The sequence below is a fragment of the Azohydromonas caseinilytica genome, assembly GCF_012927045.1.
GTDB lineage: Bacteria > Pseudomonadota > Gammaproteobacteria > Burkholderiales > Burkholderiaceae_C > Azohydromonas > Azohydromonas caseinilytica.
In genome coordinates this window covers 178,682-195,393 of the sequence record NZ_JABBFW010000009.1, presented here as the reverse complement: position 1 = coordinate 195,393, position 16,712 = coordinate 178,682, and the positions used below count along the sequence as shown (strand labels likewise).

Below are 16,712 nucleotides of genomic sequence, written 5' to 3'. Positions count from 1 at the left end.
GCGCGCGCGTGGTGCGCGGGGCGGCTTCGAGCGCGAAGCTGGTCAGCCCGGCGGCGGCCAGCCGCTCCAGCCCTTCGCGGTCGAACGGATTGAGCATGCCCACCAGCGTGGCGCCGGGCTTCATGAGCCCAATCTCCTCGGGCGAGGGCGGCCGGACCTTGAGCACGAGCTCGCAGCCCAGGGCGGCCGGGGCATCGACGATTTCCGCCCCCACCGCGGCGTAGGCTGCATCCGGGGCGGCGGCCTTGAGGCCGGAGCCGGACTGCACGAACAGCTGATGCCCTTGAGCTTTCAGCTTTTTGGCGGTTTCCGGCGTGACCGCCACCCGCGTTTCTCCGGCCGCCGTCTCCAGCGGGACTCCGATCAGCATGGCAACTCCTTCCGCATGAGTGAAAAGCTGTTCTCGACCGACCCGAACCAGCTTACAGAAGCGGCCCGGGCCCGGTGGGGCTGTTGGCCGGACGCTACCATCCGCCGATGTCTGAACGATGGAAACCCAACGTCACCGTCGCTGCGCTGATCGACAAGGTGGTCGATGGGGAGCAGCGCTTCTTGCTGGTGGAAGAGCACACGGTGGACGGCCTGCGGCTCAACAACCCCGCCGGCCACCTCAATCCCGGCGAGACGCTGCTGCAGGGCGTGTCGCGCGAGGTGCTGGAGGAAACCGGCTGCGTCTTCGTGCCCACGCAGCTCGTGGGCGTGTACCTCTCGCGCGTGTACCGGCAGGCCTCGGGTGAGGACATCACTTACCTGCGCTTCGCCTTCGCTGGCACCGCCAGCTCGCCGCAGCCGGGCTGGGTGCTCGATGACGGCGTGGTGCGCACGCTGTGGATGACGCCGGCGGAGATCCGCGCCAGCGTGCACCGCCACCGCAATCCGCTGCTGCTGCGCGGCATCGAGGACCACCTCGCCGGCAAGCGCTACCCGCTGGACATGCTCACCGTGGACCCCAGCGTCTTCGCGCCCCAGATCAAGGCATGAGTACCGACATTCTTTCGACCGCCGCCCCGGCGGTGCACACGGGCGCCCGGCCGCGGCGCGTGGTGGTGGGCCTCAGCGGCGGCGTGGATTCCGCCGTGAGCGCCTGGCTGCTCAAGCAGCAGGGCCATGAGGTGGTGGGCATCTTCATGAAGAACTGGGAGGACGACGACAACAGCGAGTTCTGCTCGTCGCGCCAGGACTTCATCGACGCCGCCAGCGTGGCCGAGGTCATCGGCATCGAGATCGAGCACGTCAACTTCGCCGCCGAGTACAAGGACCGCGTCTTCGCCGAGTTCCTGCGCGAGTACCAGGCCAACCGCACGCCCAACCCCGACGTGCTGTGCAACGCCGAGATCAAGTTCAAGGCGTTCCTCGACCACGCCATGCGCTTGGGCGCCGAGAAGATCGCCACGGGCCACTACGCGCGAGTGCGCGAGGTCAACGGCGAGTTCCAACTGCTCAAGGGCCTGGACCCGCTCAAAGACCAGAGCTACTTCCTGCACCGCCTCAACCAGGCGCAGCTGTCGCGCACGCTGTTCCCGGTGGGCGAGCTGCCCAAGACCGAGGTGCGGCGCATTGCCACCGAGGCGGGCTTGCCCAACGCCAAGAAGAAGGACTCCACCGGTATCTGCTTCATCGGCGAGCGGCCGTTCCGCGAGTTCCTCAACCGCTATTTGTCCAACCAGCCCGGGCCGATCAAGGACGCGCGCGGCCGCAAGATCGGCGAGCACGTGGGCCTGAGCTTCTACACCCTGGGCCAGCGCCAGGGCCTGGGCATCGGCGGGGTCAAGGAAAAGGGCGCCCCGCGCGGCGGCGGCGAGCATGAGCCCTGGTACGTGGCCCGCAAGGACCCGGCCACCAACACGCTGTACGCGGTGCAGGGCCACGACCACCCCTGGCTGCTGAGCCGTTCGCTGGTGGCGCAGGACCTGAGCTGGGTGGCGGGCCGCACGCCCGCGCCCGGCGCGCTGGCGGCCAAGACCCGCTACCGCCAGTCCGACGCCGCCTGCCGCCTGTCGCTGCCCGCGGCGGACGCGATCGCGCTGCACTTCGGGCAGCCGCAATGGGCCGTGACGCCGGGGCAGTCGGCCGTGCTCTACGACGGCGAGGTCTGCCTGGGCGGCGGCGTCATCGCCTCGGCCAGCCCGGACTGAAGCCGCCGCCTCGCGGTCATTAAAGGTTCATGCCCGCTCATGCACGATACGCATGAGCAAGTGCCCATCGCTTCGTTGGCGCAAGAAACGCAGCTCCAAATAATTCTTGCGTTTCATCAATGGGGGCCGGCATGAACTTCCAGCAGTTGCGATCCGTGCGCGAGGCCGTGCGCTGCGGCTTCAACCTGACGGAGGTGGCGCAGGCGCTGCACACCTCGCAACCCGGCGTGAGCCGGCAGATCCGCGAGCTGGAGCAGGAGCTGGGGGTGGAGATCTTCGTGCGCCAGGGCAAGCGCCTCACCGGCCTGACCCCGCCCGGGCGCGCGCTGCTGCCGGTGGTGGAGCGGCTGCTCACCGAGGCGCAGAACCTGCGCCGCATCGGCGAGGACTTCAGCCAGGGTGACGTGGGCACGCTGTCCGTGGCCGCCACGCACTCGCAGGCCCGCTATGCGCTGCCCGCGGTGGTGCGCGATTTCCAGTCACGCCACCCCGGCGTGAGCCTGAAGCTGCACCAGGGCTCGCCGCAGCAGATCGCGCAGATGCTGGTCAGCGGCGAGGCCGACATCGGCATCGCCACGCACTCGCTGGCCGAGCAGGAGGCGCTGGTGGCGCTGTCGTGCTACCGCTGGACGCACTCGGTGGTGGTGCCGCCGGGGCACGAGCTGCTGGAAGGGCCGCTGACGCTGCAGCGCCTGGCGGCCTACCCGCTCATCACCTACGACGTCGGCTTCACCGGCCGCGGCACCATCGACGACGCCTTCCGCCGCGCCGGCCTGGGCATGCAGCTGGTGCTCAGCGCCATGGACGCCGACGTGATCAAGACCTACGTCGGCCTGGGCATGGGCGTGGGCATCGTGGCTTCCATCGCCTTCGACGAGGAGCGCGACCGCCCGCTGCGGGCGGTGGACGCGCGCCACCTGTTCGCCATCAACACCACCAGCATCGGGCTGCGCCGTGGTGCGCTGCTGCGCGCCTATGCCTACGACTTCATCCAGTCCTTCGCGCCGCATCTGAAACCCGAGATCGTGATACAGGCCCAGGCCGCGCGCTCGGCGGCGGCGCAGCCGGCGCCGCTGTAGCGGCCTTCACCCCTCGAACCCGAATTTCCCTTCCGCCACCAGCGCCGCCAGCGGCAGCCGCGCATTGGGCTGCTCGCGCTCCTGCAATGCGGGCGGCAGCAGCGACGCCTCGCCGCGCCGGCCCAGCGCCACCACGGCATGCAACGCATGGTCGGCCGGGATGCCCAACGACTCGCGCGCCACGGCGCGGTCGAAGCCGCCCATCGCGTGCGCGTGCCAGCCCAGCGCCTGGGCCTGCAGCGCCAGGCTCATCCAGGCCGCGCCGGCATCGAAGGCATGCGAGGTGATGGGCTGCGGCTCCTCCTTGCCCGGCACCACGCGCTGCGTGCGCGACAGCACCAGCACCAGCGCGCCGGCCTGCCGCGCCCAGACGCGGTTGCTCTCGGCCAGCGTGGCCAGCAGCGGCTCGAAGGCCGGCGTGCCGCGCAGGCCGTAGATGAAGCGCCAGGGCTGCAGGTTGGAGCCCGAGGGCGCCCAGCGCGCGGCTTCCAGGATCGTCAGCAGCGTGCCGAAGTCCAGCGCCTCGCCGGTGAAGGCGCGCGGCGACCAGCGCTCGGTGAACTGGGGATCGATGCGGTATTCGGGTTGGCGGGCAGCGCTCATGGATGTGTCAGCCTCAGGGTCACAACGGGGCGGGAGTGTGCCGCAGCGCCCCTTGCTGCCTACGCGCCCGGGGCAGCGTCGTCCCGGCGCGCGGGACGCCCGCCTCAGCCGCCCGCCGGGCTCAGCACCCGCTGCAGGAAGGCGCGCGTGCGCGAGCGCCGCGGCGCCTCGAAGAAGCGCGCCGCCGGCGCCGCCTCGACGATCTGCCCCTCGTCCATGAACACCACCCGGTCCGCCACGGCGCGGGCAAAGCCCATCTCGTGCGTCACGCACAGCATGGCCTGGCCCTGCTCGGCCAGCGCGCGCATCACGTCCAGCACCTCCTGCACCATCTCCGGGTCCAGCGCCGAGGTCGGCTCGTCGAAGAGCAGCAGCCGTGGCGCCTGCACCAGCGCGCGCGCGATGGCCACGCGCTGCTGCTGCCCGCCCGAGAGCTGCAGCGGGTATTTCGAAGCCTGCTCCGCCACGCGTACCCGCTCCAGTTGCGCCAGGGCGCGCTCACGCACTTGCGCCCTGGGCTCGCCGGCCAGCTCGGGGCCCAGCGCCAGGTTCTCCAGCACGGTCAGATGCGGGAACAGGTTGAACTGCTGGAACACCATGCCGATGCGGCGGCGCAGCGCCCGCAGTGCGCCTTCGGCGTCGCGCCGGCCCGGCTCGAACACCACGCCGTCCACCGTGAGGCGCCCCTCCTCGAAGGACTCCAGCCGGTTCACGCAGCGCAGCAGCGTGGATTTACCGCTCCCCGACGGTCCGCACAGCACCACGCGCTCGCCGGGCTGGATCGCCAGGTCGATGTCGCGCAGCACATGCTGCGTGCCGAACCATTTGTTGACGCGCTCGAAGCGCACCAGCGGCGCGGCGTCTTGTGGGGATGTCGCCATGCTCAGCCTCCGCGCCGCCAGCGCCGCTCGGCCCAGCGCCCGCCGGCCGACATCGCGGCGCAGCCGATGAAATAGATCGCCGTCACGAACAGGTAGCCCTCGACCTTGAACGGCCGCCACACCGGGTCGCCGTTGAGCGCCAGGCCCAGCGCGCCGGTGAGCTCGTAGAGGCTGACGATGGTCACCAGCGAGCTGTCCTTGAAGGTCGATATGAAACTGTTGAGCAGGGCCGGCAGCACCGCGCGCAGCGCCTGCGGCAGCAGCACCAGGCGCTGCACCTGCCACGGCGTCAGGCCCAGGCTGCGCGCGGCCTGCGCCTGCGCCAGCGGCACCGACTGCAGCCCGGCACGGATGGTCTCGGCCAGGTAGGCGGCGGCGAACAGCGACAGGCCCACCAGCACGCGCAGCAGCACGTCGGGGTTGCTCCCGGGCGGCAGCAGCAGCGGAAAGACGAAACTGGCCATGAACAGCACCGACACCAGCGGCACGCCGCGCACGAGCTCGATGTAGAGCGTGGCCAGCCCGCGCAGCAGCGGCGGCCCCGAGCGCCGCGCCAGCGCCAGCGCCACCGCGATCGGGAACGCCGCCGCGATGGCGACCAGCGCCAGCAGCAGCGTCAGCGGCAGGCCGCCCCACTGGTCGGTGGAAACGAGCGGCAGCCCCGCGAAGCCGCCGCGCAGCAGCAGCACGCCGCCCAGCAGCCCGGCGATCCAACCGGCTATCAGCGCCCGGCCTCGGCCGACCCAGGCGCTCCACGCCGCCAGCGCGCCCCACAGCGCCAGCACCAGCGCCGGGCGCCACTGCTCCTCGAAGGGATAGCGGCCGAACAGGATCAGGCGGTGCTTCTCCGCCACCACGCCCCAGCAGGCACCCACGCCGCGCGCGGCCTGGCAGGCCTCGGCGTCAGGCCGCCACACCGCCTGCCACAGCGCCCAGTCGAGCAGGCGCGGCAGGGCCCAGGCCAGCAGCGCCAGGATCAGCAAGGTCGCCGCCCCGCTGAGCCAGCCATCGAACAGCTGCATTCGCAGCCGCCACGCCAGGCCCGGCGGCGGGGGCGGGCGGCGTGGCGGGGTCACCTGGAAATCGTCGTTGTCCATACCGCGTCCTCAGCGTTCGCGGATGGCCGCGCGGCGGTCCAGCACGCCCATCAGCGCCGCCGTCAGCAGCGAGGTGCACAGGTACACGGCCATGATCAGGCTGATGCACTCCAGCGCCCGGCCGGTCTGGTTCAGGGCGGTGTTGGCGATGGACACCACGTCCGGATAGCCGATGGCCACCGCCAGCGAGGAGTTCTTGGTGAGGTTGAGGTACTGGTTCGCCAGCGGCGGCACGATCACGCGCAGCGCCTGCGGCAGCACCACGCGCCTGAGCACCTGCGCGCGCGACAGGCCGATGCTCAGCGCGGCTTCCGTCTGCCCGCGCGGCACGGCCAGCACGCCGCCGCGCACCACCTCGGCGATGAAGGCGGCGGTGTAGAGGCTCAAGCCGCCCCACAGCGCCACGAACTCCGGCGTCAGCGTGGCGCCGCCCTCCACCGCGAAGGGCCCCGGCTCCGGCAGGCTCCAGCCGTTTTCACCCGGCCAGGGCAGCGACAGGCCGCCCTTGCTGAGTAGCAGCTGCCCCAGGCGCAGCGGCTCGCCCGGGTCGGGCAGGAACTCCACCAGCAGCAAGTACCAGAGCAGCAGCTGCACCAGCAGCGGCACGTTGCGGATCACTTCGACATACAGCCCGGCCAGGCCGCTGAGCAGCGCGTTGCGTGACAGCCGCGCGATGCCGACCGCCATGCCCAGCAGCGTGGCCGTGGCGATGCCCGCCAGCGCCACGCGCAGCGTGTTGAGCACGCCGACGAGGAAGGCGCGGCCGTAGCTCTGCCCGGCGTCGAAGGCGATGAGGGATTCGCCGATGTCGAAGCCGGCGGCGTCGCGCAGGAAATCCCAGCCGGCCTGGATGCCGCGTGCGGCCATGTTGGCCAGCGTGTTGCGGGCGAGCCAGCCCAGCAGCAGCGCCAGCGCCAGCAGCACCAGGGCCTGCGCCAGGCGGGCACGCGTCGCGGGCTTCAGCGCACCGGCGGCGCGTACAGCAGGCCGCCCTGGTTCCACAGCATGTTCTTGCCGCGCGGCAGGTTCACGGGCGTCTTCTCGCCGACGTTGCGCTCGTAGATCTCGCCGTAGTTGCCCACGGCCTTGACGGCGCGCAGCAGCCAGTCGCGGTCCAGCCCCAGCAGCTTGCCCATGTCGTCGCCCTTGCCCAGCAGGCGCTGCACCACGGGGTCGGTGCTCTCGGCCTTGAGCTTGTCGGCGTTGGCCTGGGTGATGCCGGCTTCCTCAGCCTCGATCAGGCCGTACACCACCCAGCGCACGATGGTGAGCCACTCGTCGTCGCCGCGGCGCACCAGCGGGCCCAGCGGCTCCTTGGAGATCAGGTCCGGCAGGATCACGTGCTCCTTCGGGTCCTTGGCCTCGCGCGAGCGGATGGCGGCCAGGCCCGAGGCGTCGGTGGTGTAGGCCTGGCAGCGGCCGGAGAAGTAGGCGGCGTTGGCGGCCTCGATCTTTTCGAACACGACCGGCTTCAGGTTCAGGTTGTTGGCGCGCGAGAAGTCGGTGAGGTTCTTCTCGGTGGTGGTGCCCGACTGCAGGCAGACGCTGGCGCCCTTGAGCTGCTTGGCGCTCTTGACCTTGGTCTTGGCCGGCACCATGAAGCCCTGGCCGTCGAAGAAGTTGATGGCGGTGAGGGCCAGGCCCAGCGAGGCGTCGCGGGTGAGGGTGAAGCTGGTGTTGCGCGAGAGCACGTCCACCTCGCCGGACTGCAGCGCCGTGAAGCGTTGCTGCGAGCTCAGCGGCACCCAGCGCACCTTGTTGGCGTCGCTCAGCACCGCCGCAGCCATGGCCTTGCCGAAGTCCACGTCGAAGCCGCTCCAGCGGCCCTGGCTGTCGGCGGCGGAGAAGCCCGCCACGCCGGTGCTCACGCCGACCACGACCTGGTCGCGCTGCTTGATGGCATCGAGCGTCTTGCCGGCGTGCGCCGGAGCGGCGGACAACGCCAGCGCAGCGGCCAGCGGAGCGAGGAAGGTGAGAGGCTTGTTCATCCGGGAAAGTATGCATGCCGGGTGTTGACGGAGCCGGCGTGCGCTCTTGCGACGCAGCCATTCGAAAGCCATTCTTTACCCTGATGTAGCCAGCTAGCTACATTGCCTCGTCTGCCGGGAGCTGCCATGTCCACCGTTGCTCTGTTCGAAGCCAAGAACCGCCTGTCCGAGCTGATCGACCGGGTACAGGCCGGGGAAGTAATCGAGATCACCCGCCGCGGCAAGGTCGTGGCCCGGCTCACGCCGCCGGAGGCTGACGAAGCCCGGCAGCGCGGGCTTGATGCCGTCGCCAAGCTGCGCGAGGCGCGCCAAGGGGTGAGCCTGGGCGGGCTCAGCAGCCGCGACCTGATCCGCGAAGGCCGCCGCTGATGGCCGGCTTTGTCGTGGACGCGTCGGTGGCCGCAGCTTGGCTCCTGCCCGATGAGGCCACCGACTACACCGATGCCGCGCTCGCCGCCACGGCCGACGGCGAGGTCTGGGTGCCGTCACTGTGGCTGCTTGAGATCGGCAACCTGCTGCTCAATGCCCAGCGTCGGCACCGCATTGACGCTGCCAAGCGAATCGAACTGGTCAGCGTGGCGGCCACCCTGCGCCTGCGCGTCGACCGCGAGTCCGTGGGCTTGGTGACGCTGGACACGTTGGCCGCACAGCATGGGCTGACGACCTACGACGCGGCTTACCTGGAGCTGGCGCTGCGCCGCAAGCTGCCCTTGGCGACGCTGGATGCCGCCCTGCTGTCCGCCATGCAGGCCAGTGGCGTGCCGCTGGCGAACCCCTTGGCTTGATCCATCCTGCGGGTCGTCTTTTGCCAACCCTCAGGCAGCAGTCTTCTCAAACGACGGCTTTGAGCGACTTGAGCGTCAACTCTCAATAAACAATTCGCGCCGATCAGGAAAGACGTCAGATCATCGCCGCCGGGTCCTGCGGCTCCTCCGGCGTCTCGACGAAGCGCGTGACGCGCCGCGGCAGCAGCCAGGCCTGGCTGCCGGGCTCCAAATTCAGCTGCTCGCGCAGCGCCAGGTACTCCGCGCGCGGCAGCTCGACGTCGATGTAGCTGTCGTCGTCCAGGCGTCGGAATTCCAGACGCGTGTTCGGGCCCACCGTCAGCGCCTGCTGCAGCCGCCCGGGCAGGGCGCCGGGGCGGGCCTCGCCCAGGATCTGCAACTCGTGCGGGCGAACATAGGTGACCACGTTGTCGGCGCTGCTCTCGTGCGGGCCGGCGCTGCGGCCGGTGCGGCCGTGGAACAGGTTCACGTCGCCCAGGAACTGCAGCACGAAGGGCGTGGCGGGGTGGTCATAGACCTGGTCCGGGCTGCCGTCCTGCTCGATGCGGCCCTGGTTCATCACCACGATGCGGTCGGCCACTTCCATGGCCTCGTCCTGGTCGTGCGTCACGAACACGCTGGTGACGTGCATCTCGTCGTGCAGCCGGCGCAGCCAGCGCCGCAGCTCCTTGCGCACCTTGGCGTCCAGCGCGCCAAAGGGCTCGTCCAGCAGCAGCACCTTGGGCTCCACCGCCAGTGCGCGCGCCAGGGCGATGCGCTGGCGCTGCCCGCCCGAGAGTTGATGGGGGTAGCGCTCGGCCAGCCAGTCGAGCTGCACCAGCTTCAAAAGGTCCATCACCTTGGCGCGGATCTGGGCCTCGCTGGGGCGCGTGGCGCGCGGGCGCACGCGCAGGCCGAAGGCGACGTTCTCGAAGATGTTCATCTGCGGGAACAGCGCGTAGTGCTGGAACACGAAGCCGACGTTGCGCTCGCGCACCGCCGTGCGCGTGGCGTCGTCGCCGTGGAACAGCACGCTGCCGCTGTCGGCCTTCTCCAGGCCCGCGATGATGCGCAGCAGCGTGGTCTTGCCCGAGCCCGACGGGCCCAGCAGCGCCACCAGCTCGCCGGAGTTGATGGTGAGGTTCAGGTTGTCGCAGACGGCCAGCGTGCCGAAGCGCTTGACGAGGTTTCTGACTTCGATGCTCATGGGGTCACTCGCTCCGGCCGGCCTGCTTGAGCTGCGCCTTCACGCGCCGCTCGATGACGTACTTCAGGGCCAGCGTCACCAGCGCCAGCGCCGCCAGCAGCGAGGCAACGGCAAAGGCGGCGGCGAACTGGTATTCGTTGTAAAGAATCTCGATGTGCAGCGGCATGGTGTTGGTCTGACCGCGGATGTGGCCCGACACCACGCTCACCGCGCCGAACTCGCCCATGGCGCGGGCGTTGCACAGGATCACGCCGTAGAGCAGCGCCCACTTCACGTTGGGCAGCGTCACGCGGCGGAAGGTCTGCCAGCCCGAGGCGCCCAGCACCGTGGCCGCCTCCTCCTGCTCCACGCCCTGGGCCTGCATCAGCGGAATGAGCTCGCGCGCCACGAAGGGGAAGGTGATGAAGAGGGTGGCCAGCACGATGCCCGGCACGGCAAAGATGATCTTCAGCTCGTGCGCCTGCAGCCATGCGCCCAGCCAGCCCTGCAGCCCGAACACCAGGATGTAGATCAGGCCGGCGATCACCGGGCTGACCGAGAAGGGCAGGTCGATGAGCGTGAGCAGCAGGCTCTTGCCGCGGAACTCGAATTTCGCGATCGCCCAGGCGGCGGCGACACCGAACACGAGGTTCAAAGGTACGGAGATGCCGGCCGCGATGAGCGTGAGCTTGATGGCCGAGGCGGCGTCGGGCTCCGTGATCGCCTCCAGGTAGACCTCGGCACCCTTCCTGAAGGCCTCGATGAAGACCAGCACCAGCGGGATGAACAGGAACAGCGTCAGGAAGGCCAGCGCCACGCCGATGAGCGTGCGCCGCACCCAGGCCGGCTCGGTGGTGGCGGCCTCGGGGGAGGAGTGGGACATCGGGTTCATGCTCACTGCCCCTGGCGGCGCCGGGCCCAGCCCTGCAGCATGTTGATCAGGAGAAGCATCACGAAGCTGGCCACCAGCATCACCACGGCGATGGCGGTGGCGCCGGGCACGTCGTACTGCTCCAGCTTGGAGATGATCATCAGCGGCGTGATCTCGCTGACCATGGGCAGGTTGCCGGCGATGAAGATCACGCTGCCGTACTCGCCTAAAGCGCGGGCGAAGGCCAGCGCGAAGCCGGTGAGCAGGGCCGGCGCCAGGATCGGCAGCGTCACGCGGCTGAAGCTCTGCCAGCGCGTGGCGCCCAGCGTGGCGGCGGCCTCCTCCAGCTCGCGGCCCAGGTCCTCCAGCACCGGCTGCAGCGTGCGCACCACGAAGGGCAGCCCGATGAACAGCAGCGCCACGAACACGCCCAGCGGCGTGAAGCTGACCTTGAAGGGCAGGTGCTGGCCGATCCAGCCGTTCTCGGCATAGAGCGCGGTGAGCGTGATGCCGGCCACGGCCGTGGGCAGCGCGAAGGGCAGGTCCACCAGCGCGTCCACCAGGCGCCGGCCCGGGAAGTCGTAGCGCACCAGCACCCAGGCGATCAGCAGGCCGAAGAAGGCATTGACCAGCGCCGCGATGAAGGAGGCGCCGAAGGTCAGCCGGTACGAGGCCACCACGCGTGGCGAGGCCACGGCGTCCCAGAAGGCCTCGGGCGTCATCGTCGCGGCCTTGAGGAAGGCGGCCGACAGCGGGATGAGCACGACCAGGCTGAGGTACAGCAGCGTGAAGCCCAGGGCCAGGTCGAAGCCCGGCAGCACGCTGTGGCGCTTGAGCAGGGTGCGGGAGAAAAACATGAAGAAGGCAAGGCGCAGCCGCCCGGGAGGACGGATGCGCCTTGTCGAAAAAGGGAGCCGGCGATTTTGGCCCACGGCGGGCCGGCCGCTGCCGTGGGCGCGGGGCGGGCGGCGCGCGCGGCCCGCCCGCGGGCGTGACTTACTTCCGCGCCATGATCTGGTCGTAGATGCCGCCGTCGTTGAAGTGCTCGGCCTGCGCCTTCTTCCAGCTGCCGAACACCTCATCGACCGTGAAGGTGGACACGTTGGGGAAGTCCTTGGCGTGTGCGGCCAGCAGCTTGGCGTCGCGCGGGCGCAGGTTGTGCTTGACGGCGATGCGCTGCGCCTCCTCGGACCACAGGTATTTCAGGTAGGCCTCGGCTTGCTTGCGCGTGCCCTTGCGGTCCACCACCTTGTCCACCACCGCCACCGGGTTCTCGGCCAGCACGGTGCGCGCGGGGTAGACCACGTCGAAGCGGTTGCCGAACTCCTCGACGATGGACTGCACCTCGCTCTCGAAGGTGCACAGCACGTCGCCGATGCTGCGCTGCGCGAAGGTGGTGGTGGCGGCGCGCCCGCCGCCGTCGAACACCGGCACGTTGGCGAAGATCTTCTGCACCAGTTCGCGCGCCTGCGCGGCGTTGCCGCCGCCCTTGATCACCGAGCCCCAGGCGCCCAGGTAGGTGTAGCGGCCGTTGCCGGTGACCTTGGGGTTGGGAATGACCACGCCCATGCCGGGCTTGGCGAGGTCGGACCAGTCCTTGATGCCCTTCGGGTTGCCCTTGCGCACCATGAACATGGTCACGGAGCTGGTGGGCGCGGCGTTGTTGGGCAGGCGCTTGGCCCAGTCGGCGGCGATGAGGCCCTTGTCGGCCACCACGTCGATGTCCAGCGCCTGGTTCATGGTGATGACGTCGGCGTCCAGGCCCTCGATCACCGCGCGCGCCTGCTTGCTGGAGCCGCCGTGCGACTGGTTGAGCGTGATGTCCTCGCCGGCGGTCTTCTTCCAGTAGGCGGCGAAGGCCTTGTTGTAGTCCTTGTAGAACTCGCGGGCCACGTCGTAGCTGACGTTGAGCAGCGTCACCGGGGCGGCGTGCACCAGCGAGGGCAGCGCGCCGGCCAGCGCGGCGGCCGGGGCGCCGAGGACGAGGCGGCGGCGCAGGGGATTGCGAACGGTCATGGCGGCAGGGACCCCGCAAAGGCGGGATGGATTTATTGGGTGAGGGCCATGGTAGGCGAGGCCGCCAAACCGCCCCAAGGAAAGGATTTTCAGAAGGTTATGCGCGGCCTCTTCACTGGTTCGTGCCGTTCACCCAGCCGTTCGTCCTGAGGTATCGAAGGACGAATCCGTCAGGCTGCAATGGCGGCACCCCGGCGGGGGCCGTTCATCCTTCGATACCTCAGGACGAACGGGATACGGCGTCACTGGCGAGTCGGCATCGACGTCAAGCCGCCTGCTGAAACCGCGCCGGCCGGCGCGGCTCCAGGTGGTAGGCGCCGCCCACGTCCAGCGGCAGCTGCTGGAACTCCTCGCGCGTGAGCTCCACCTCGACCGCGGTGCCGTCGGGTCGGCTGAAGCCCAGGCGCATGCGCGCGCCCATGCACAGCGCGTGCAGCAGCGTCGCGCTCAGGCGGCCCGGCGCGGGCTCGCGGTGCACGGCGATCTCGTGCGAGCGCACCCACAGCGGCGTGCCGCCATCGTCCAGGCGCTGCGCGTCGCCCAGGAACTGCAGCACGAAGGGACTGGCCGGCCGGTCGTAGAGCTCCTGCGGGCGGCCTTCCTGCTCGATGCGGCCCTTGTTCATGACCACGATGCGGTCGGCCACCTCCATGGCCTCCTCCTGGTCATGCGTCACGAACACGCTGGTGACGTGCATGTCTTCGTGCAGCCGGCGCAGCCAGCGCCGCAGCTCCTTGCGCACCTGCGCGTCCAGCGCGCCGAAGGGCTCGTCCAGCAGCAGCACCTTGGGCTGCACCGCCAGCGCCCGCGCCAGGGCCACGCGCTGGCGCTGGCCGCCGGAGAGCTGATTCGGGTGCCGCCCGGCCAGCGCGCCCAGCTGCACGCGCTCCAGCAGCTCATCGACGCGGCGGCGGATCTGCGCCTCGGACGGGCGCTGCGCGCGCGGCTGCACGCGCAGGCCGAAAGCCACGTTGTCACGCACGCTCAGGTGGTTGAACAGCGCGTAGTGCTGGAACACGAAGCCCACGCGGCGCTCCTGCACCGGGGCCTCGGTGGCGTCCTCGCCGTGCATGAAGACGCGCCCGGCATCGGGCTCCTCCAGCCCGGCCATGATGCGCAGCAGCGTGGTCTTGCCCGAGCCCGAGGGGCCCAGCAGCGCCACCATCTCGCCGGCGGGAATGTGCAGGTCCACGCCCTCGCACACCACGGTGGGGCCGAAGCGCTTGGAAATCTGGTGCAGCTGGATGCTCATGCGGCGCTCCGGGAACGAAGTGAAGGGTCGTGAGTGAGGCAGGGAGGGTGGCTCATGCGGCGGCGCCTTCCGCCTGCTGCTCGCGCAGCTGCGCCCTGACGCGCCGCTCCACCAGGGCCTTGAGCACCAGCGTCACCAGTGCCAGCCCGGCCAGCAGCGAGGCCACGGCGAAGGCGGCGGCGAACTGGTACTCGTTGTAGAGAATCTCGATGTGCAGCGGCATGGTGTTGGTCAGGCCGCGGATGTGCCCGGACACCACGCTCACCGCGCCGAACTCGCCCATGGCGCGGGCGTTGCACAGGATCACGCCGTAGAGCAGCGCCCACTTCACGTTGGGCACCGTCACGTGCCAGAAGGTCTGCCAGCCCGAGGCACCCAGCACCAGCGCCGCCTCCTCCTGGTCGCGGCCCTGGGCCTGCATCAGCGGAATCAGCTCGCGCGCCACGAAGGGGAAGGTCACGAACACGGTGGCCAGCACGATGCCGGGCACGGCGAAGATGATCTTGAGGTCCTGGTCCTGCAGCCAGGGGCCCAGCCAGCCCTGCAGCCCGAACACCAGCACGTAGATCAGGCCGGCGATCACGGGGCTGACCGAAAAGGGCAGGTCGATGAGCGTGAGCAGCACGCTCTTGCCGCGGAACTCGAATTTCGCAATCGCCCAGGCGGCGGACACGCCGAAGACCAGGTTCAGCGGCACCGAGATCGCCGCAGCGATGAGCGTGAGCTGGACGGCGGCCAGCGCGTCCGGGTGCGAGATTGCCTCCAGGTACACGTCCACGCCCTTGGCGAAGGCCTGCACGAACACCGACACCAGCGGCACGAACAGGAACAGCGTCAGGAACAGCAGCGCCAGGCCCGCCAGCGCGGCATTGACCCAGCGCGACGGTGCATTGGCGGCCTTGCGGCGCCGGGCGGCGGGCTGGCCCAGCGCCGTGCCCAGGGGCAGGGAGGCAGCGGCTGGGGACACGGGCAGGACCGAACTCATGTCGAGGCTCCCTGGCGCCGCCGCGTCCACGCCTGCAGGGCGTTGATGAGCAGCAGCAGGACAAAACTCGCGACCAGCATCACCACGGCGATGGCCGTGGCGCCGTGGTAGTCGTACTGCTCCAGCCGCGTGATGATCAGCAAGGGCGTGATCTCGCTGACCATGGGCAGGTTACCGGCGATGAAGATCACGCTGCCGTACTCGCCCAGCGCGCGGGCGAAGGCCAGGGTGAAACCGGTGAGCAGGGCCGGCAGCAGCACCGGCAGCACCACCTTGAGGAAGGTCTGCACGCGCGAGGCGCCCAGCGTCGCTGCCGCCTCCTCGACGCTGCGGTCCAGGTCTTCCAGCACCGGCTGCAGCGTGCGCACCACGAAGGGCAGCCCGATGAAGACCAGCGCCACGAACACGCCCACCGGCGTGAACGCGACCTTGAAGGGTAAAAACTGGCCGATCCAGCCGTTCTGGGCGTACAGCGCGGTCAGCGCAATGCCGGCGACGGCCGTGGGCAGCGCGAAGGGCAGATCCACCAGCGCGTCGATGACGCGCTTGCCCGGCAACTGCTGGCGCACCAGCACCCAGGCCACCAGCAGCCCGAACACGGCGTTGACCAGCGCCGCGGCCAGCGAGGCGCCGAAGGTCAACCGGTAGGAGGCCAGCACGCGCGGCGAGCTCACCGCGTCCCAGAAAGCCTGCAGCGTCATGCCCGAGGTCTTGATGAAGGCCGCGGACAGGGGCAGCAGCACGATCAGGCTCAGGTAGAGCAGCGTGAAACCCAGGGCCAGGTTGAACCCGGGCAGCACGCTGCGCTGCCTGAGCAGCAGGCGGGAGAGCATGGCGGCGAGCCTCCGGGGCGAATTACTTGCGGGCGAAGACGCGGTCGAAGGTGCCGCCGTCGGCGAAGTGCGTCTGCTGCGCCTTGGTCCAGCCGCCGAACACCTCGTCGATGGTGAACAGCTTTACCTGCGGGAACTGCTGGGCGTACTTGGCGGCGACGGCTTGGTCCACCGGGCGGTAGTAGTGCTTGCCGGCGAGGTTCTGGCCTTCGGGCGAGTACAGGAACTCCAGGTAGGCCTGCGCCGTGGCGCGGGTGCCCTTCTTGTCCACCACCTTGTCCACCACCGCCACCGTGGGCTCGGCCAGGATCGACACCGAGGGCGCGACGATCTGGAACTTCTCAGGGCCCAGCTCCTTGAGCGCCATCAGCGCCTCGTTCTCCCAGGCCAGCAGCACGTCGCCCAGCCCGCGCTCGACGAAGGTGGTGGTGGCGCCGCGCGCGCCGCTGTCGAGCACCGGCACGTTGGCCAGCAGCTTGCCCACGAACTCCTGCGCCTTGGCGTCGGAGCCGTATTTCTTCTGTGCGTAGCCCCAGGCGGCGAGGTAGTTCCAGCGCGCGCCGCCGGAGGTCTTGGGATTGGGGGTGATGACGGAGACGCCGGGCTTGACCAGGTCGTCCCAGTCCTTGATCGCCTTCGGGTTGCCCTTGCGCACCAGGAAGACGATGGTGGAGCGGTAGGGGGCGCTGTTCTGCGGCAGGCGCTTCTGCCAGTCGGGCGGCAGCAGCTTGGCCTTGGCGGCGATCTCGTCGATGTCGTAGGCCAGCGCCAGCGTCACCACGTCGGCCTCCAGGCCGTCGATCACCGAGCGCGCCTGCTTGCCCGAGCCGCCGTGCGACTGCTTGATGTCCACCTTGTCGCCGGTCTTGGCCTGGTACTGCTTGGCGAAGGCGGCGTTGACGTCCTGGTACAGCTCGCGTGTGGGGTCGTAGGAAACGTTGAGCAGCGCGATGTCGCGAGCGTTGGCGCCCAAGGCGGCCACCGCCAGCAGCGCGCCCAAGAACAGCGATTTCATGAAGGTC

The 16,712-nt window shown here is 69.8% G+C and carries 18 protein-coding genes and 1 pseudogene; 5 read left to right on the top strand and 14 right to left on the bottom strand.

What is annotated here, in order from left to right:
- Positions 1–370: pseudogene (locus tag HHL10_RS15370) on the bottom strand (NAD(P)(+) transhydrogenase (Re/Si-specific) subunit alpha); the annotation flags it as partial.
- A 107-nt stretch (positions 371–477) separates the two neighbouring features.
- On the opposite strand from HHL10_RS15370, the gene HHL10_RS15365 reads away from it, so the two are divergent.
- The 3 genes from HHL10_RS15365 to HHL10_RS15355 all read left to right on the top strand — a co-directional run bounded on the left by HHL10_RS15365 (position 478) and on the right by HHL10_RS15355 (position 3,214).
- On the top strand, positions 478–981 hold the full coding sequence (locus tag HHL10_RS15365; RefSeq protein WP_169161252.1) for an NUDIX hydrolase: 504 nt from the start codon (positions 478–480) through the stop codon (positions 979–981).
- Positions 978–2,135 carry a tRNA 2-thiouridine(34) synthase MnmA gene (mnmA, locus tag HHL10_RS15360; protein ID WP_169161251.1) on the top strand — a complete coding sequence of 386 codons (1,158 nt, stop codon included), beginning with the start codon at positions 978–980 and terminating at the stop codon, positions 2,133–2,135. Before HHL10_RS15365 ends, mnmA begins: the two co-directional genes overlap by 4 nt.
- 131 nt (positions 2,136–2,266) lie before the next feature.
- On the top strand, positions 2,267–3,214 hold the full coding sequence (locus HHL10_RS15355) for a CysB family HTH-type transcriptional regulator (RefSeq protein WP_169161250.1): 948 nt from the start codon (positions 2,267–2,269) through the stop codon (positions 3,212–3,214).
- Positions 3,215–3,220: 6 nt separating this feature from the next.
- Here the strand turns inward: HHL10_RS15355 and HHL10_RS15350 are convergent, their stop codons facing one another.
- From HHL10_RS15350 to HHL10_RS15330, 5 genes are all read right to left on the bottom strand, one after another.
- Positions 3,221–3,817, bottom strand: coding sequence for a nitroreductase family protein (locus HHL10_RS15350; RefSeq protein WP_169161249.1), 597 nt, complete (start codon positions 3,815–3,817; stop codon positions 3,221–3,223).
- A 104-nt stretch (positions 3,818–3,921) separates the two neighbouring features.
- Positions 3,922–4,698 carry an amino acid ABC transporter ATP-binding protein gene (locus HHL10_RS15345; RefSeq protein ID WP_169161248.1) on the bottom strand — a complete coding sequence of 259 codons (777 nt, stop codon included), beginning with the start codon at positions 4,696–4,698 and terminating at the stop codon, positions 3,922–3,924.
- A 2-nt stretch (positions 4,699–4,700) separates the two neighbouring features.
- The gene (locus HHL10_RS15340) at positions 4,701–5,795 is read right to left on the bottom strand and encodes an amino acid ABC transporter permease (RefSeq protein WP_310734605.1); all 1,095 of its coding nucleotides are present in this window, start codon (positions 5,793–5,795) and stop codon (positions 4,701–4,703) included.
- A 9-nt stretch (positions 5,796–5,804) separates the two neighbouring features.
- On the bottom strand, positions 5,805–6,797 hold the full coding sequence (locus tag HHL10_RS15335) for an amino acid ABC transporter permease (protein WP_310734604.1): 993 nt from the start codon (positions 6,795–6,797) through the stop codon (positions 5,805–5,807).
- Positions 6,755–7,783 carry an amino acid ABC transporter substrate-binding protein gene (locus HHL10_RS15330; RefSeq protein ID WP_169161247.1) on the bottom strand — a complete coding sequence of 343 codons (1,029 nt, stop codon included), beginning with the start codon at positions 7,781–7,783 and terminating at the stop codon, positions 6,755–6,757. Before HHL10_RS15330 ends, HHL10_RS15335 begins: the two co-directional genes overlap by 43 nt.
- A 126-nt stretch (positions 7,784–7,909) precedes the next feature.
- Here HHL10_RS15330 and HHL10_RS15325 point away from each other — a divergent pair, with 126 nt between their 5' ends.
- A complete protein-coding gene (locus HHL10_RS15325; protein ID WP_169161246.1) occupies positions 7,910–8,152 on the top strand; it encodes a type II toxin-antitoxin system Phd/YefM family antitoxin in 243 nt (80 codons plus the stop codon).
- Positions 8,152–8,568, top strand: coding sequence for a type II toxin-antitoxin system VapC family toxin (locus HHL10_RS15320; RefSeq protein ID WP_169161245.1), 417 nt, complete (start codon positions 8,152–8,154; stop codon positions 8,566–8,568). Before HHL10_RS15325 ends, HHL10_RS15320 begins: the two co-directional genes overlap by 1 nt.
- Positions 8,569–8,683: 115 nt before the next feature.
- Here HHL10_RS15320 and HHL10_RS15315 read toward each other — a convergent pair whose 3' ends face one another.
- The 8 genes from HHL10_RS15315 to HHL10_RS15280 all read right to left on the bottom strand — a co-directional run bounded on the left by HHL10_RS15315 (position 8,684) and on the right by HHL10_RS15280 (position 16,705).
- Positions 8,684–9,754, bottom strand: coding sequence for a sulfate/molybdate ABC transporter ATP-binding protein (locus HHL10_RS15315; RefSeq protein ID WP_169161244.1), 1,071 nt, complete (start codon positions 9,752–9,754; stop codon positions 8,684–8,686).
- Positions 9,755–9,758: 4 nt separating this feature from the next.
- On the bottom strand, positions 9,759–10,625 hold the full coding sequence (gene cysW, locus HHL10_RS15310; protein ID WP_169161243.1) for a sulfate ABC transporter permease subunit CysW: 867 nt from the start codon (positions 10,623–10,625) through the stop codon (positions 9,759–9,761).
- 2 nt (positions 10,626–10,627) lie between these two features.
- On the bottom strand, positions 10,628–11,461 hold the full coding sequence (gene cysT, locus HHL10_RS15305; RefSeq protein ID WP_169161242.1) for a sulfate ABC transporter permease subunit CysT: 834 nt from the start codon (positions 11,459–11,461) through the stop codon (positions 10,628–10,630).
- 139 nt (positions 11,462–11,600) lie between these two features.
- Positions 11,601–12,620 (bottom strand): sulfate ABC transporter substrate-binding protein, encoded by a 1,020-nt coding sequence (locus HHL10_RS15300; protein ID WP_169161241.1) that lies wholly within the window; start codon positions 12,618–12,620, stop codon positions 11,601–11,603.
- Between the two features lie 265 nt (positions 12,621–12,885).
- Entirely contained in the window at positions 12,886–13,872 is a 987-nt protein-coding gene (locus HHL10_RS15295; protein WP_169161240.1) for a sulfate/molybdate ABC transporter ATP-binding protein, read from the bottom strand.
- Between the two features lie 52 nt (positions 13,873–13,924).
- Positions 13,925–14,857: a sulfate ABC transporter permease subunit CysW gene (gene cysW / locus HHL10_RS15290; RefSeq protein ID WP_169161239.1), complete on the bottom strand. Its 933-nt coding sequence runs from the start codon at positions 14,855–14,857 to the stop codon at positions 13,925–13,927.
- Positions 14,854–15,690, bottom strand: a complete 837-nt coding sequence (gene cysT / locus HHL10_RS15285) for a sulfate ABC transporter permease subunit CysT (protein ID WP_169161238.1) — start codon at positions 15,688–15,690, stop codon at positions 14,854–14,856. The genes cysW (HHL10_RS15290) and cysT (HHL10_RS15285) overlap by 4 nt, the downstream gene beginning before the upstream one ends.
- Positions 15,691–15,712: 22 nt before the next feature.
- Complete coding sequence (locus HHL10_RS15280) at positions 15,713–16,705, bottom strand: sulfate ABC transporter substrate-binding protein (RefSeq protein WP_169161237.1); 993 nt, start codon at positions 16,703–16,705, stop codon at positions 15,713–15,715.
- Positions 16,706–16,712: the final 7 nt, after the last annotated feature.